At 54.9% G+C, this 14,778-nt stretch carries 14 protein-coding genes; 11 read left to right on the top strand and 3 right to left on the bottom strand.

Going from position 1 to position 14,778, the window contains the following annotated elements:
• Positions 1–322 precede the first annotated feature (322 nt).
• Positions 323–1,930 carry an APC family permease gene (locus tag FD34_RS01140; protein ID WP_083479761.1) on the top strand — a complete coding sequence of 536 codons (1,608 nt, stop codon included), beginning with the start codon at positions 323–325 and terminating at the stop codon, positions 1,928–1,930.
• A gap of 36 nt (positions 1,931–1,966) precedes the next feature.
• Here the strand turns inward: FD34_RS01140 and FD34_RS01145 are convergent, their stop codons facing one another.
• Positions 1,967–3,358: an APC family permease gene (locus FD34_RS01145; RefSeq protein WP_057805950.1), complete on the bottom strand. Its 1,392-nt coding sequence runs from the start codon at positions 3,356–3,358 to the stop codon at positions 1,967–1,969.
• Between the two features lie 151 nt (positions 3,359–3,509).
• Between FD34_RS01145 and FD34_RS01150 the strand changes: the two genes are divergently transcribed.
• From FD34_RS01150 to fucP, 7 genes are all read left to right on the top strand, one after another.
• Complete coding sequence (locus FD34_RS01150; RefSeq protein WP_057805952.1) at positions 3,510–3,923, top strand: bis(5'-nucleosyl)-tetraphosphatase; 414 nt, start codon at positions 3,510–3,512, stop codon at positions 3,921–3,923.
• Between the two features lie 2 nt (positions 3,924–3,925).
• On the top strand, positions 3,926–4,501 hold the full coding sequence (locus FD34_RS01155; RefSeq protein WP_057805954.1) for a guanylate kinase: 576 nt from the start codon (positions 3,926–3,928) through the stop codon (positions 4,499–4,501).
• A 29-nt stretch (positions 4,502–4,530) separates the two neighbouring features.
• Positions 4,531–4,974, top strand: coding sequence for a Fur family transcriptional regulator (locus tag FD34_RS01160; protein ID WP_057805956.1), 444 nt, complete (start codon positions 4,531–4,533; stop codon positions 4,972–4,974).
• 71 nt (positions 4,975–5,045) lie between these two features.
• A complete protein-coding gene (locus tag FD34_RS01165) occupies positions 5,046–5,576 on the top strand; it encodes a hypothetical protein (RefSeq protein ID WP_083479763.1) in 531 nt (176 codons plus the stop codon).
• A 14-nt stretch (positions 5,577–5,590) separates the two neighbouring features.
• On the top strand, positions 5,591–6,436 hold the full coding sequence (locus FD34_RS01170) for a DUF6681 family protein (RefSeq protein ID WP_057805960.1): 846 nt from the start codon (positions 5,591–5,593) through the stop codon (positions 6,434–6,436).
• A 206-nt stretch (positions 6,437–6,642) separates the two neighbouring features.
• The gene (gene rbsD / locus FD34_RS01175) at positions 6,643–7,038 is read left to right on the top strand and encodes a D-ribose pyranase (RefSeq protein ID WP_057805962.1); all 396 of its coding nucleotides are present in this window, start codon (positions 6,643–6,645) and stop codon (positions 7,036–7,038) included.
• 10 nt (positions 7,039–7,048) lie between these two features.
• Positions 7,049–8,389, top strand: a complete 1,341-nt coding sequence (gene fucP, locus FD34_RS01180) for an L-fucose:H+ symporter permease (protein WP_057805963.1) — start codon at positions 7,049–7,051, stop codon at positions 8,387–8,389.
• Between the two features lie 72 nt (positions 8,390–8,461).
• Here the strand turns inward: fucP and FD34_RS01185 are convergent, their stop codons facing one another.
• Complete coding sequence (locus tag FD34_RS01185) at positions 8,462–8,698, bottom strand: PspC domain-containing protein (RefSeq protein ID WP_057805965.1); 237 nt, start codon at positions 8,696–8,698, stop codon at positions 8,462–8,464.
• Positions 8,699–8,752: 54 nt separating this feature from the next.
• The gene (locus FD34_RS01190) at positions 8,753–9,799 is read right to left on the bottom strand and encodes an aldose epimerase family protein (RefSeq protein ID WP_057805967.1); all 1,047 of its coding nucleotides are present in this window, start codon (positions 9,797–9,799) and stop codon (positions 8,753–8,755) included.
• 277 nt (positions 9,800–10,076) lie between these two features.
• On the opposite strand from FD34_RS01190, the gene FD34_RS01195 reads away from it, so the two are divergent.
• From FD34_RS01195 to FD34_RS01205, 3 genes are all read left to right on the top strand, one after another.
• Complete coding sequence (locus FD34_RS01195) at positions 10,077–10,628, top strand: TetR/AcrR family transcriptional regulator (protein ID WP_235805951.1); 552 nt, start codon at positions 10,077–10,079, stop codon at positions 10,626–10,628.
• Positions 10,629–10,658: 30 nt separating this feature from the next.
• Complete coding sequence (locus tag FD34_RS01200) at positions 10,659–13,589, top strand: YhgE/Pip domain-containing protein (protein ID WP_057805970.1); 2,931 nt, start codon at positions 10,659–10,661, stop codon at positions 13,587–13,589.
• Between the two features lie 144 nt (positions 13,590–13,733).
• A complete protein-coding gene (locus tag FD34_RS01205; RefSeq protein WP_057805972.1) occupies positions 13,734–14,726 on the top strand; it encodes a D-2-hydroxyacid dehydrogenase in 993 nt (330 codons plus the stop codon).
• The last annotated feature ends 52 nt before the right edge of the window (positions 14,727–14,778 follow it).

The following is a 14,778-nucleotide window of genomic DNA, read 5'->3' on the forward strand; positions in this document are numbered from 1 at the left end:
GACACAAGCAACTTATATCACACACCAAGTCAGACTCCCGAGCTTCCCCGCTTGGGAGTTTTTTGATAAAATCGTCAATTCTCTTCATGTTGGGAAAGAAAACGTTTAATGACAGCGGTCACAGCAGGATAAATTGCTATGAATTATTTGAAATCCCCGCCGTGGCCGTGTTAGGGTGGAAAACGTCGTAACTTTTAAGTAACTAATCGAATTCTCGTGCAGGTAGATAAGAAATTGTTCTGGAACACAATTAAGAGATTAACTAGCCTAGCTACTATTTGCATAAAATCGATCCACAACATTTGATGAGGTGAAACCTTTTTTGCAAAACCAACCCAAGAAGAAGATAACCCTGTTTTCCGCAATTATGCTGGCCATCAGCTCCCTGATCGGGTCCGGCTGGCTCTTCGGGGCCAACGAGGCCGCCGCGGCTGCCGGACCAGCCGCCGTGATCTCCTGGATTGTCGGTGCCGTCGTGATGGGGATGATTGCTGCCAACTATGTTGAACTCGGGGTGATGCTGCCCGAGAGCGGGGGTATGAGCCGGTATGCCCAGTACAGTCACGGCCCCCTGCTCGGCTTCATCGCCTCCTGGGCCAACTGGCTGTCCCTGGTTGCCATCATCCCGATCGAGGCCGTGGCGGCGGTCCAGTACATGAGCTCCTGGCCGTGGAAGTGGGCCAACTGGACGAACCGCTTCATGGCGGGTGGCCATATCAGCTCCCGCGGACTGCTGGTCGTCTTTGCCTTCATGATCGTGTTCACCCTCCTGAACTTCTGGTCGGTGGAACTGATGACCAAGTTCACCAACGCCATCTCGGTCTTCAAGATCGGGATGCCGCTGTTGACGATTATCCTGCTGATTCTTAGCAGCTTCCACCCGGCCAACTTCGGGAATAGTGTCCACACCTTCATGCCACATGGGACCAGTGCCATCTTTGAGGCGACGACGATCTCCGGGATCATCTTCTCCTACAACGCCTTCCAGACAGTCATCAACATCGGCGGAGAGATCGAGCGGCCGCAGAAGAACATCTTCCGGGCGATCATAATCTCCCTGACGGTGGCGGCGGTCATCTACATCCTCCTGCAGGTGGCCTTCATCGGCGCCGTCGCTCCCCACGACCTGAAGCATGTTGGCTGGGGCGGACTAAATTTCAACTCGCCGTTCGCCGACCTGGCAATCATGGTGGGGATGAACTGGCTGGCCACTCTGCTCTACCTGGATGCTTTCGTTTCACCGTTTGGTACCGGGGTCTCCTTCGTGGCCTCCTCGGGGCGGACCCTGGCGGCGATGACCCTCAACCGGCACATCCCCAAGTGGCTGGGCAAGACAGATGGTATCTACGGCAACCCGCGCCTGGCCTACCTGGCGAACCTGGTCATTGGGGGCCTGCTGGTAACGATTTTCCGCGATTGGTCCGTCCTGGCCGCGGTCATCTCGACCTCGACTTTGATCGCCTACCTGACCGGGCCGGTGACCGTGATCTCGATGCGTAAGCTCCGGCCCGACTACAAGCGGCCGGTGAAGTCCAAGTCAATTCGGGTGGTGGCTCCGCTCTCCTTTATCCTCGCCAGCCTAGCGATCTACTGGGCGATGTGGCCGACGACGGTGGAGGTTATCCTGGTGATCCTGCTGGGCCTGCCGATGTACATCTACTTCGACTATAAGAACGGTAAGACGACCATTCGCCAGCAGTTACGTAGTAGTGGCTGGATGATCTGCTGCCTGGTCTTCATCTCGGTGATGTCCTATATTGGTAGCGCCGGGTTCCGGGGGCAGAACTTTATTCACTATCCCTGGGACTTCGTGGTGATCATCATTGCCAGCTACTTCTTCTACCGGTGGGGATTGAAGAGCCGGATGAAGAACAGCCCCGACCTACCGATGGCCGACCAGATCAATCAACGGGTTAAAATTGAAGAATAGTAAAAAAGATCGACCAGCAACGGTCGATCTTTTTCGTTAACGTTCCTTATTCAGCTTACTGTGCCGGTAGCCATAGGCGAAGTAGATGATGATGCCGATGGCAAACCAGATCCCGGCCCCAATGTAGGTGATCTTGGACAGCTGGGTCATCATTCCCAGGCAGGCCAAACCGGAGAGAATCGGCAGGACAGGGTAGAGCGGCACCTTGAAGCCGCCCCGGTTACCGATGTCCTTCCGGTGGCGCAGGGGGATGATCCCGAACGATACCAGGGTGAAGGCAAACAGGGTCCCGATGTTAACCAGGCTGGTCAATTCATCCAGTGGGACCAAGCCCCCCATGACGGCGACGATGATTGAAACCACCCAGAGGGCGATCTGTGGTGAATGGTGTTTTTCATCGAACTGGGCCAGCTTGGACGGCAGGAGCCCATCACGGCCGATGGCATAAACCAGCCGGGAGCTGGAGTAGATCATGGAGATCATCATGGTGAGCATCCCGACTAGGGCCCCGATGGAGAGCAGGTCGGCTAGCCAGCCGTGGTTAACCAGCTGCAGGGCGTAGGCGACCGGGTTGGCGACGTTTAGCTTGGTGTACTTGACCATCCCGGTTAGGACGGCAGCCACCCCCATGTAGAGGATCGTAGCGACGACCAGGGTGCCGATGATCCCGATCGGCATGTTCTTCTTCGGGTTCATGACCTCGGCGGCGGAACTGGAGACCACGTCGAAACCTAAGTAGGCGAAGAAACCGAGCGTGGCCCCGTGGATGACCCCCTTAAGATGGAAGGGCATGAAGGGGTGGTAGTTGCTAGGCTTGATGAAGAAGAGCCCAACCCCGATGAAGATCAGGATGATTGCCAACTTCAATACCACGGCGAAGTCATTGATCCGCATTGATGACTGCATCCCGTGGGCCAGCATCAACGCAATCAGCAGGACGATCACCACCGCCACGATGTTGACGTAGGTGCCGTGGGCCGGGTCGAAGGGACCACTGAGTGCGGTTGGCAGGTGTAGGCCGAACGACCCGATCAGCGAGTTGAAGTAGGCGGCCCACCCGGTTGAAACGGTGGCCACTGCCAGCATGTATTCCAGGACCAGGGCCCAGCCGAGCAGCCAGCCGAAGAACTCACCGAAGACGATGTTTCCATATGAATAGGCACTCCCGGCAACGGGGAGGGCAGAGGAGAACTCGGCGTAGCACATTGCAGCGAGGGCACAGATGATGGCGGAGAGGAAGAATGACAGGGTCACCCCCGGACCGGCCGATTCCGCGGCGATCGTACCGGGGAGGATGAAGATCCCGGTCCCAATCACCGCACCGATGCCGATCGCCATTAAGTCTTTAGCGGTCATCGTCTTAACAAACTTCTTGTCCGCCCCCAAGTAACGGTCGAGACTTTCTTTGCGGAGAATGTTTAAGTCCATCGCTAAACCACCTTTCTTTGTTATAATGAGTCAAGGTACTTAAATGTACTATTTAACTATTAATAATAACTAGTTAGTGCATTAAAAGTCAATGAGAAAATTAAGATTAACTTAATAATCTTAAGAATATTGCTTAAGGAGCGAGGAAACGATGGCAATTGAAGTAACGAGTGGTGCAGTGGTTTACCGGCGGACGGATTGTGGGATCGAATACCTGCTGCTGGAGAGTCAGAACAAGAGGCACTTCTGGGGCTTCCCCAAGGGCCATGTCGAGGGCAACGAGAGCCTGAAGGAGACCGCTGAACGGGAGATTCGCGAGGAAACCCAGCTGGTCTTGCCGATCGACACCAGCTTCCATGTTTACACCGAGTACGACCTGCCCAACGGCAACCGTAAGCAGATGACCCTCTATACCGCCAACCTGACCGAGCACGAAAATATCCGCCTCCAGGGTGAAGAGACCAAGAACTGCGGCTGGTTTACCTACCAGGACGCCCGGGAACGGCTGACCTACGACAACCTCAAGCAATTGCTTGACCAGGTCAACGACCACTTGACGAAGTAATGATGGCAAAGCACGTATTCATTATCTGTGGGGCAGCTGGGTCTGGCAAGACGACGGTGGCCAACTACCTCCGGGAACACTACGGCATGCACCGGGTGATCACCCACACGACCCGGGCACCGCGGCCGGGCGAGCGGGATGGGGTTGATTATCATTTCGAAGATGACACCTCGATAAGCCGCCTCCACCTCCTTGAACAGGTGACCTACGATGGCGCCCAGTACGGTTCGTCCTACGAAGGCCTGCAGGAGGGCTGGCAGGCGGGACATGACGACGTGATCGTTCTTGATACGGCCGGGGCACTGACCTACCACCAGCAGCTGGGTGATGATGCGGTAATTATCTTCCTGACCGTTTCCCAGCTGACAGTTCTTGCCAAGCGGATGACCCAGCGGGGAGACCAGCAGACGGCCATTAATTCCCGCCTGCACAGTAAGGAGTATCAGCGTGACCTGCACCTGCCAGCAGCCCTGGACGGAATCGCCCACGTGATCACTAACGATGACTGGTCAGCGACCCGGCAGGAACTGGACCACTTGGTCGGCAAAGTCCTGGCGGCCCAGGATCAGAAATGCTAGAATTGAACGACTAGATTGGGGGAGTGATTGTGGATAAATTGGTTGAACGGGCCCAAGCGGTCCTGAAAAAACACCACTTGCGATGGACCAAGCAGCGGAAGATGATGATTGCCGCGGTAGCTGCCGATCCGACGCGCTATGTTGACATTACCAAGGTTGACCAGTACCTGCGGCGTGACTATCCGGGCCTCAGCCATAACACGATCTATCGTAACTTCAAGGAGTTTGAAGAACTGGGAATCGTCGAGCTGCGGCAGCATAATGACCAGATGCAGGTTAAGTACCGCTGCGACCCGGTTCACCACCACCACTTTATCTGTGACCGCTGTGGTCGGGTTCAGGAGATCAAGATGATGCCGATCGACGATGCTTTCTTTGAGCGTCAGCTGCCAGGAATCAAGATCACCGGTCACAGCTTTGAACTGCACGGGATCTGTGCCCAGTGTCGCGCTGCCCAAGCGGGTGACAAATAATCTTCATCTTTCCTTAACACTTTTTGAACGAAAAGAGTGTATGATATTATGCGAAAAGGAGCGAAAGTAATATGGCAGGAAAAATCCCACCTTTAGTAACCCCCTTTGCCTTGGTATCACTAGTTTTGGCACTGGGGGCCACCAATGTGGTTGTAAACAAGACTACCCATACCAACGAAGGGGCTAAGGTCACCAGGGTCTCCTCGCGGCGGTCGGACGATTCGACCATGGACGATGATCAGAAGATTTCCCGGAGCTCCAGTCGCGACGACGATGATGATGCTAGCAGCAGTTCTGCTCAAAGCAACAACGATAACAATCAGGCCACAAAGACGAGCAACAACGATGACCGGGGAAATGATAATAACCAAGCCAATGATAACTCAACCAGGTCAGCTGGTAATGCCAATCAGAGGAACGATCAGACGAATAACGATAACCACTCGACTGGCAATACTGGTACAACACAGAGTAATGGTGGCGGCAACACTAGCCACTCGACTGGCAATACTGGTACAACACAGAGTAATGGTGGCGGCAACACTAGCCAGGGGAATGGTAACACCGGTGGTACCACGACCACGCAGGGCAACAACCAGTAAGGGGGTGAATTAATATGTTTAGTTTTCTTGATATGATTAATTCATCGCTGAGTTACTTCAACCTCGACACGAAGCTGAAGAGCCGGATCTACATCGGCATCGCGGCCGCGGGTGATATCTACCTGGTCTACGTTACCTTCCGGCTATTCGCAAACCACGTCTGGATGCGGGCTTTCCTCTATTGTCTGGCAATGCTGGCGATCACCTACTTCCTCTACCTCAACTTTGTTTTCTACTTTTTGGGGAGGACCTCACAGTTTGACTTCCTGTCTCCGCGTTTTGCCAAGGTGACCGGGCAGAAGTTTGATACCGCTAGTGGTAACCCTAACCCATCCATTGCGGCCCAGCAGCAACTCGCCCAGGAATTGGCCAACAATTCAAATGGGGTCTTCAATGGTGCCGACACCATCCCCGCCGTGGTGGCGATTGATGACCACGAACAGCGTAATCTGCAAGTGATTGTCGACCGGCTTTTAAAAGAGGGCATCTTCGTCAACGACTACAGCGGCCTTAGTGACCGGGAGATTGTTGAGCAGTACGCTCAGACCAATCGGCCGGTGCCGGCCCTAAACGCCCGGTCGGTTCCACCGTACTTTGAGCTGGTCCACGACCAACTCCGGCACCGCCTGGAGATCTACATCGGGATGAACCAGATGGAACGGCGGGCAGTCGGTCATATTGTTAAGATCGGCTTGACCGACGCGGCAACGGCCCACCACCGCTACCAAATCTACCTGGCCAACCTAGCCGTCGTCGGGGGACCAAACAAGATCCCCGGCCGGCGGGGCTCGACCATCATGACGACCGCCGATTACGGCTTGAATGCCCAGGTGGCCTATCGCGAACGACCAAAAGAATAATACTAAAAATAATCAGCAGCTGATTGGAAGGCAAATCCCGGATCAGCTGCTTTTGTTTTATAAATCAATTCGTAAATACCATCACAATCCTATGAAAGCCTTTGTAATCGTTTTCGTGATGTGATAATATACAAATCGTTGTTTTGGTAAAGCGGTTTACTAAAACGTTACACTGAAAATTAATGCATTTGGAGGATTGATTTGCAATGAAGAAGACCGGAATTATCAACTCAGAGATTTCCGCTGTCGTTGCCAACATGGGCCACATGGACTGGCTGTCCATCGGTGACGCGGGGATGCCGGTGCCGTTTGGGACCAAGAAAATTGACCTGGCCCTCGACAAGGAACTGCCGAGCTTCATCGACGTTTTGAAGAACGTCTTAAAGGAGATGAAGGTACAAAAGATCTACCTGGCCGATGAGATCAAGGGCCAAAACCCTGACCAGCTCGCTGCCATCAAGGAGCTCCTGCCCGACGTTGAAGTGGCCTTCGTACCCCACAGTCAGCTGAAGAAGGACCTGGCCAAGACCCACGCCTTCATCCGGACTGGGGAAATGACGCCATACTCCAACATCATCTTGGAATCCGGCGTAACGTTCTAGGAGGTCGCTCATGGATAAAGTAAAACACCAAAGTTGGGAGCAGCTACCGAACGGTTACCTCAGCCGGACGCCAATGTTCCAATTCGTTATCTTGTGTTTGATCTTCCCACTGTGGGGAGCCGCCGCCAGTCTAAATGATATCCTGATCACCCAGTTCAAGACGGTCTTCACCCTGAACGATACGGCCACGGCCTTCGTCCAGAGTGCCTTCTACGGTGGTTACTTCCTGATGGCTATCCCGGCCTCGATCCTGATCAAGAAGACATCCTACAAGCTGGCAATTTTAACTGGTTTGTTATTCTACATCATTGGTTGTGGGATGTTCTTCCCGGCCTCACACGTGGCCACCTACAGCATGTTTTTGGCCGCCATCTTCGCCATTGCGATCGGTCTGAGTTTCCTGGAAACCAGTTGTGACACCTACGCCACGATGTTCGGCCCCCAGGCGACGGCCAACAAGCGGCTCAACGTTGCCAACGTCCTGATCCCGCTGGGGGACATCATGGGGATCGTCCTCGGTAAGTACCTGATCTTCGGTGAGGGTGGTAACATTGCCGACAAGGTTGCCAAGATGTCCAAGGCCGAGGCCGAGGTCTACAACCAACACCTCTTGCAACTGACTCTGCGGCCATACAAGTATATCCTGATCGTCTTGATCATCATCTTCATCGTCCTGGCAATCACCAAGATGCCACGGGCCAAGGCAATGTCCAGTGAATCAGCCGAGGCGCAGCCAAAGCTCGGCGAGACCTTCCACTATCTCTTCCACAACAAGCGGTACATGAAGGGGGTCTTATGTCAGTTCATTTACGCCGGGATGCAGACCACGGTTTGGTCCTTCACCATCCGGCTGGCATTACGCCTGGACTCACACATCTCCGATTCTGCAGCCTCAACCTTCATGATCTACAGTTACATCGCCTGGTTCTTCGGTAAGCTGGTTGCCAACTGGTTCCTGAACCGTTACTCAATCACCAAGGTGCTGACCTGGTTCTCCCTGCTGGGGACAATTTCTTTGATCGTCACCTTCACGATTCCGAACCTGACGGCCGTCATCGCCGCCATCGTTACCAGCTTCTTCTTCGGTCCGGAATGGCCGACGATTTACGCCCACACCTTGGACCAGATTCACGAGAAGAAGTACACCGAAACTGGTGGGGCCTTCATCGTGATGGCACTGATCGGTGGGGCCATCATCCCAGCTGTTCAGGGACGGGTATCCGACCTGAGTGGTTCGATGCAGTTCTCATTCATCGTGCCGGCAATCTGCTTCACCCTGATCACCCTCTACTTCTGGACGGAACACCGTTGGGAAAAGCAGCACCCGAACGAAGTCCACGATGGTGAATAACCATTAATTGAAAGCATAATAAAAGCACTGCCCTGGAAGATTCCTCCCCAGGCAGTGCTTTTTGCGTTGTGATTACTTATGTTCCTTGAATTCGCCCTCGACAACGTGCTTGCCGCCCTTGCTCTTGGCATCGGGCATGATCAGGCCGGCCACCAGGTAGATCAGGCCAAGCGGGAAGAACCCGGTCATGACCAGGAGAACCAGGGCGATCAGCCGCACGATGGTGGGATCAACGTGGAAGTAGTTGGCGAGACCGCCACAGACCCCGAGGAAGACCTTGTTCTTTGATTTGGTAAGCTTCTTTTCCATATTAAGACCTCCAATCGAAACGGTACGATTAACTATCTTAATTATACCATTTCACTAGGCAAAGTACTCGTAACGTAACTGGAAGTGTTCGGGGTGGCCGGGCCGCAGAGCAATGTCACCAAATTGTGGGTGGTGCGGGGCGTCCGGTAGGGTCTGTCCCTCCAGAGCGATCGCAAACCAGCTGCCCGCTGGCCGGTTGTAGTCCGGCACCTGCAGGCCGTTAGCGGTGTAAACCACCAGCCCGTTGCGGTCGGAGTACATCTTGATCTTGCGACCGGTGGCGGCGTCCATCAGTACGGCCACCGGTTCGTGGGCCAGGCGGTTGCTTGGCAGGACCACGAAGGCGTCGTCAAAGCCCCCCTCCGGATTGTTTTCTTCCTGAAGGTGCTGAAGGGCGGTGCCGAGGACGGTCGGGTATCTGAAATCAAACGGGGTGTTTTTATTTAAGATCTTCTTCCCGGTCGGTAGCTTCTCCTCGTCCAGCTGGAGGTGGTAGGTGGAGTTGAGGGTCAGCACGTGGCCCTGGATCGTCTTGGCCTCGCCGGACAGGTTCCAGTAGGTGTGGCTGGTCGGGTTGAAGAGGGTCTTCGAATCAGTCTGGCCGTCGAAGTCGATCGTGACGCTATTGTCGTTGGCCAGGGTGTAGGTGACCTTGACGTCCTCCTTGCCCGGGAAGTGGTCGGTAGCCGGGGTGATGCTGGTCGTCAGAATGGCCTGGACCTGATCACTATCCTGCTTGGTTTCGACCTGGTAGAACTGCTGGGCGAGCCCGTTGGCGCCACCGTGGAGGAGGTTATCGCCCTCGTTGGTTGGTACGCTGTAGGACTGACCGTCGATGTCGAACTGGCCACCGGCGATCCGGCCCGCAGTCCGCCCCACGATCCGGCTGGCGTAGAGGCTACCGTGCTCGACGTAGGGGTCGAAGGTATCAGCAGCGAGGAGGAGGTTGACGCGTCCGCCCCGCGTGTTGGGAACCATGTAGGCCTGCCAGATCCCCGCGAAGTTGAGGACACTGATGCTGACGTTGTTATCGTTAGTCAGGGTGTACTTGATGACATCTTGGTTACGGTATTCACCGAATTTTTCCGTTGCAATCTTCATGATCAAACGCCTCCTGCATATTTGCTTTCACTTGCGATTGTAGCATATTCACCGGAATATCCAGGACAATTTGACTAATTCTAATCTAAATATAGGAAAATTAAGCGCTTTGCGACTGAAAGGGGCCAATAACCAATTCTGGGAGGTGGACCCGATTTTTAACACATTTCGGAACTACTGTCGCTTTTAGCAACAAATATTCTTAAAAAACTCTGTTGTTTGATATCAGAACGTTATATAGTATTCATGTTAAAAAGACAACAGGAGGGAGGAATAGATGATGCGCGTTACACGGACAGTTCGGGACTTTCAGAATGCCCTGATGGTCCTGCTGGAAACCAACTCATTTGATCACCTGACGGTTGACCAGATCTGCAAGGAGGCGCTCTTGCACCGGAGTAGCTTTTATCGTTACTTCAACGACAAGTACGACTTGCTTGAGCAGACCCTGAAAGCCCAGGTGGTGCGGATCGTCGATAACGGTAATTCTGAGGATGATATTGTTAAGCAGGTTGTTATGTATATTGATCAGCACCGTGACGTGGTTCGTCATCTGGCCGCCAGTGACACTCACAGCTCCCTGTACTCGGAGCTACTGCAGATTCTGACCCAGATGTTTCTGGAACGGCGCGAACAGGAGAGCAGCGACCCGGTTATTCAGGCACTACAGAAGTCGGATAATCCGGAGCTGTTGGCCTACACGCTGAGTGGCGCGATCCTTGGGGGCTTCCACTGGTGGCAGAGTAAGAACTACAACGTGCCGGTAGCGGAAGTCATCAGCTTCGTTCGGGAGACAGTCCACAGTCTCTCCGACGATAAGAAAATGTAGGATTTAGTAAATTAGAGGTGAAAGAGAAAAATGTGGGAAATGATCAAGCAGGAATTTAAGAATATCTACCATAATAAAATCCTGCTGGTTTCGACCCTGGTCATCTGCATTATTCCCTTCCTATACAGTATCTTCTTCCTGAAGTCGGTATGGGATCCGTATGGGAACACGCAGGACCTGCCAGTCGCAGTTGTTAACAAGGATGACCCGGTCGTATACCAGGGCCGTAAGATGGACGTTGGAGATCAGACGATCAGGAATCTGAAGACCAACCACGCCCTGAAGTGGGAGTTTGTCTCGGCCAAGAAGGCCCAGGAAGGGTTAAAGGACCGAAAGTATTACACGGTTGTTACCATCCCGAAGGACTTCTCCAAGAACGCTGCAACGGTGATGGATAAGCACCCGAAACCAATGAAGCTTAAGTACGAGACCAACGACTCATTGAACATGATCGGTGAGGTTATCTCCCAGATGGGGATGCAGAAGCTGAACACCAAGATTCGGGCCTCGGTTACCAACGCCTACGCCTCGGCCATGTTCAAGGAACTCCACGTGGTTGGCAAGGGCATGAGCAAGGCCGCCAGTGGTGCCAAGCAGCTCGATACCGGAATTGTGACCCTGAACAATGGGGTTAACCAGTACGTTGCCGGGGTCAGCCAGGTCAACAATGGTGTCCAGGAGATGCGTGTCAAGGTCGCCCCACTGACTGCGGGTGCTGCTCAGCTGGCCAGTGGTAGTCAGACCCTGGCTAACGGGATCCAGCAGTACACCGGTGGGGTCGGTATGCTCGGCGCCGGGGTCAGCCAGCTGGTTGCCAACTCGGCCGCCCTCAACAGCGGTGCCGGTCAGCTCCGTTCAGGGGTCGGTCAGTTTACCAGTGGGATCAACCAACTGAACTCTGGTCTTGGTCTCTTAGACAGCAAGAGTACCGCTCTGCAGAACGGTGGTGCCCAGCTGGCCGACGGTGCCGGTAGCCTGGCCGGTGGTGCTAACACCCTGGCCACCGGTGTTGCCGGTGGTGCCAACAAGCTGGCCAATGGGACCAACACCCTGGCCAGTGGGGTTGCTGGTGGCTCTAGCAAGTTAGCTGATGGTGCCAACCAGCTCAACAGCCAGGTCACCAGCTCCCTCAGTGGGATCAACACCGCGGGGATCATGGGTGCCCTGAACCAGGCCGACCAGATGAAGAACAGCATCGCCCAACTGAGCACGGCTCTCGGCCAAGCCAAGTCCTCACTGACTGCCGCCTCTGCCGCTGCCGGTAAGCTTCAGAATGCCGGCGGTGCCATCAGCAGTGCCCAGGGTGAACTGGGTAAGCTGAGTGGCGTTGCGGGTAACGATGCCAAGATTGCGGCGACGGCAGCCGCCCTTGCTGGGAGTATGAGTGACGATAAGATCAAGGGCCAGCTGCAGGAAATCGCTGGGATGGCAAAGTCGAATGCCGCGACAATCCAGGGGATGTCTGGGGCCCTTAACCAGATGAACAGCCTCAACAGCAGCCTTAAGGATCTCCAATCACAATTGGGTAACCTGAGCAACATGTCCGGCACCCTTGACCAGGCCACGACGGTGATGGGCCAGGCTAACCAGCTGCTTAACCAGCTCGATGGCTACAAGGGCACAATCGCCGGTCTGCCAAACCAGATCAAGGCCCTCCAGAACGGGACCGCCCAACTGGCTGCTGGTGCTAACCAACTCAGCAACCAGGCGACGGCCGGTGCCAACCAACTGACTGCTGGCGCCAACCAGCTCAACAGCCAGGCCACTGCTGGTGCTAACCAGCTGAACGCTGGTGCCAACAAGTTCCAATCTGGTGCTCAAGCCGCTCAGGCCGGCATCAACCAGTACACGGCCGGTGTCCGCACCGCCGCTGCTGGTGCGGGCCTGCTCGCTGCCAACACCGGTGCTCTGCAGTCCGGTGCCAACCAACTGGCTAGTGGTATCAACCAGTACACGGCTGGGGTCGGCCAACTGGGCAGCGGGATCAGTCAGCTTACCGCCAACAGCGGCCAGCTGAACTCCGGTGCCATGCAGTTAGCCGGTGCCCTTGGTCAGTTCAATAACCAGATTCCAACCCTGGTGGCTGGGGTTAACCAATTAGCGGCCGGGACTCAACAGCTCCAGGACAACTCGCCAGCATTAATTTTCGGGATTGCGCAATTGAACGCCGGTGCCGGTCGTCTGGCCTCCTCCCTGGGCCGTGGTGCCAAGACCATCAACGGTATCAAGCCAACCGCACGGACAGCTAAGATGTTCGCGGAACCTACCCAGCTCCAGCACAAGAACTACAGTTACGTACCGAACTATGGTCACGCCCTGGCACCGTACGTACTGTCGGTTGCCCTCTACGTCGGTATGCTGGTCTTCAACTTCGTTTACCCAATTCGGCGGATTGCGGCGCCAGGCAAGTCCGCAACCGCTTGGTGGGGGAGCAAGGTTGTGATCGGCAGCACGGTAGCCGCTGCGATGGCAATCGTCGAGGATGGAATCATGATGGCCTGTGGTCTGCACATCGACCATGTTCCGTCATTCTTCCTGACGACGATCTGCTTCGGGCTGGCTTCGATGGCGATCGTGATGTTCCTGTCGATGACCTTCGACAACCCTGGTCGTTTCCTGGCCATGGTTCTGCTGATGCTCCAGCTCGGTGGTTCCGGTGGGACCTTCCCGATGGAGGTTACCATGAAGTTCTATAACGTGATCCACTGGTTCCTGCCGATGACCTACTCCATTCAGGGCTTGCGGCAGTCGATCAGTAGCGGACTGGGCCAGCACTACGCAATGTTCTGCAACGCTGTCCTGCTCGGGATCGCCGTGGTCTTCTTCCTCCTGCTGTGGGCGTCGATGATTGGGATTCGTTCCCACGCATTCAACCTCTTCCCACGCTTGGACAAGGACCAGAAGTTCCTCGATAAGATGGAAAACGATGGCGGAATTCAATCCGACCAGAAGAATAAGTAACCTAATAAGGTGTCCGTTGCCGTTTCGGTGACGGACACTTTTTGTGTTTTAACACGTAATTAATGAGCACAGGACCAGGTGACGTCTGGTTAATTTGATGGTATTCTAATAATGAAAGAGCTTTCAGAAAAGGAATGAGTATTTATGAAGATTATCATGTATGGCACCGGTAAGGCCGAGCGCGAGTACGTTCAGGACTGGATGAAGGAGACCGGAAACGAGGTTGAGATGGTCAGCGACCAACTAAATGCGCAGACCATTGACCTGGCAAAGGGCTGTGACGGGATCTCGATCCAGCAGACCAAGCCGCTTGGTGACTCGGCGGTATACCAGGAGCTGGCCGCAATGGGAATCAAGCAGATTGCGACCCGGACGGCGGGTTACGACATGATCGACCTGGCGGCGTGCCGGGCCAACGGGATCGTGGTGACCAACGTGGCGGTTTACTCACCGCGGGCGATCGCCGAGATGGGCCTGACCCACGCAATGTACCTCCTGCGCCACATCGGTGAGTTCACCAGCCGGATGGACCAGGGTGACTTCCGCTGGAACCCCGACCTGATCAGTAGTGAGATCTATACGCAGACGGTTGGGATCATTGGCCTGGGCAACATCGGTGGGGCCACCGCCCAGCTCTACAAGGCCCTCGGCGCCCGGGTCCTCGCCTACGACCCGAACAAGAACGTCGAGTACGCCCCGTTTGTTGAGTACACCGACCTCGACACGATCATCAAGACCGCCGACATCATCTCCCTGCACACGCCGCTGTTGCCGAGCACCAAGAACATGCTGGCGGCACCGCAGTTTGCGGCGATGAAGAAGAATGCCATCGTCATCAACATGGCCCGGGGTGGCCTGATCAACACGGCCGACCTGATCACCGCATTGGAGAATCACGAGATCGCTGGGGCCGGCCTCGACACTCTGGCCGACGAGACTGGTTTCTTCAACCAGGAGGTGGCAGTTGACCAGTTGCCGGCCGACTACCAGCGCCTTCACGCGATGCCGAACGTCCTGATCACACCGCACGTGGCCTTCTTCACCACGACCTCGATCAGAAACATGGTTGAGATCAGTCTGAACGATGTCGTCCGGGTGGTCACCGGTCAGCGGACCAAAAATGAGGTTCACCTTTAAAAAACGAAGCCTTCGCAGGCCAGTAGTTACTGGCTTGTGAAGGCTTTTTAGC

Origin of the sequence: Limosilactobacillus pontis DSM 8475 (assembly GCF_001435345.1) — a bacterium.
GTDB classification, from domain to species: Bacteria; Bacillota; Bacilli; order Lactobacillales; family Lactobacillaceae; genus Limosilactobacillus; species Limosilactobacillus pontis.

Bases quoted from the DNA above. Each gene is read 5' to 3' on its own strand.
- FD34_RS01145 (WP_057805950.1), bottom strand. From the start codon at position 3,358: ATGGACTTAAACATTCTCCGCAAAGAAAGTCTCGACCGTTACTTGGGG.
- FD34_RS01150 (WP_057805952.1), top strand. From the start codon at position 3,510: ATGGCAATTGAAGTAACGAGTGGTGCAGTGGTTTACCGGCGGACGGAT.
- FD34_RS01155 (WP_057805954.1), top strand. From the start codon at position 3,926: ATGGCAAAGCACGTATTCATTATCTGTGGGGCAGCTGGGTCTGGCAAG.
- FD34_RS01165 (WP_083479763.1), top strand. From the start codon at position 5,046: ATGGCAGGAAAAATCCCACCTTTAGTAACCCCCTTTGCCTTGGTATCA.
- FD34_RS01170 (WP_057805960.1), top strand. From the start codon at position 5,591: ATGTTTAGTTTTCTTGATATGATTAATTCATCGCTGAGTTACTTCAAC.
- rbsD (WP_057805962.1), top strand. From the start codon at position 6,643: ATGAAGAAGACCGGAATTATCAACTCAGAGATTTCCGCTGTCGTTGCC.
- fucP (WP_057805963.1), top strand. From the start codon at position 7,049: ATGGATAAAGTAAAACACCAAAGTTGGGAGCAGCTACCGAACGGTTAC.
- FD34_RS01185 (WP_057805965.1), bottom strand. From the start codon at position 8,698: ATGGAAAAGAAGCTTACCAAATCAAAGAACAAGGTCTTCCTCGGGGTC.
- FD34_RS01190 (WP_057805967.1), bottom strand. From the start codon at position 9,799: ATGAAGATTGCAACGGAAAAATTCGGTGAATACCGTAACCAAGATGTC.
- FD34_RS01195 (WP_235805951.1), top strand. From the start codon at position 10,077: ATGATGCGCGTTACACGGACAGTTCGGGACTTTCAGAATGCCCTGATG.
- FD34_RS01200 (WP_057805970.1), top strand. From the start codon at position 10,659: ATGTGGGAAATGATCAAGCAGGAATTTAAGAATATCTACCATAATAAA.
- FD34_RS01205 (WP_057805972.1), top strand. From the start codon at position 13,734: ATGAAGATTATCATGTATGGCACCGGTAAGGCCGAGCGCGAGTACGTT.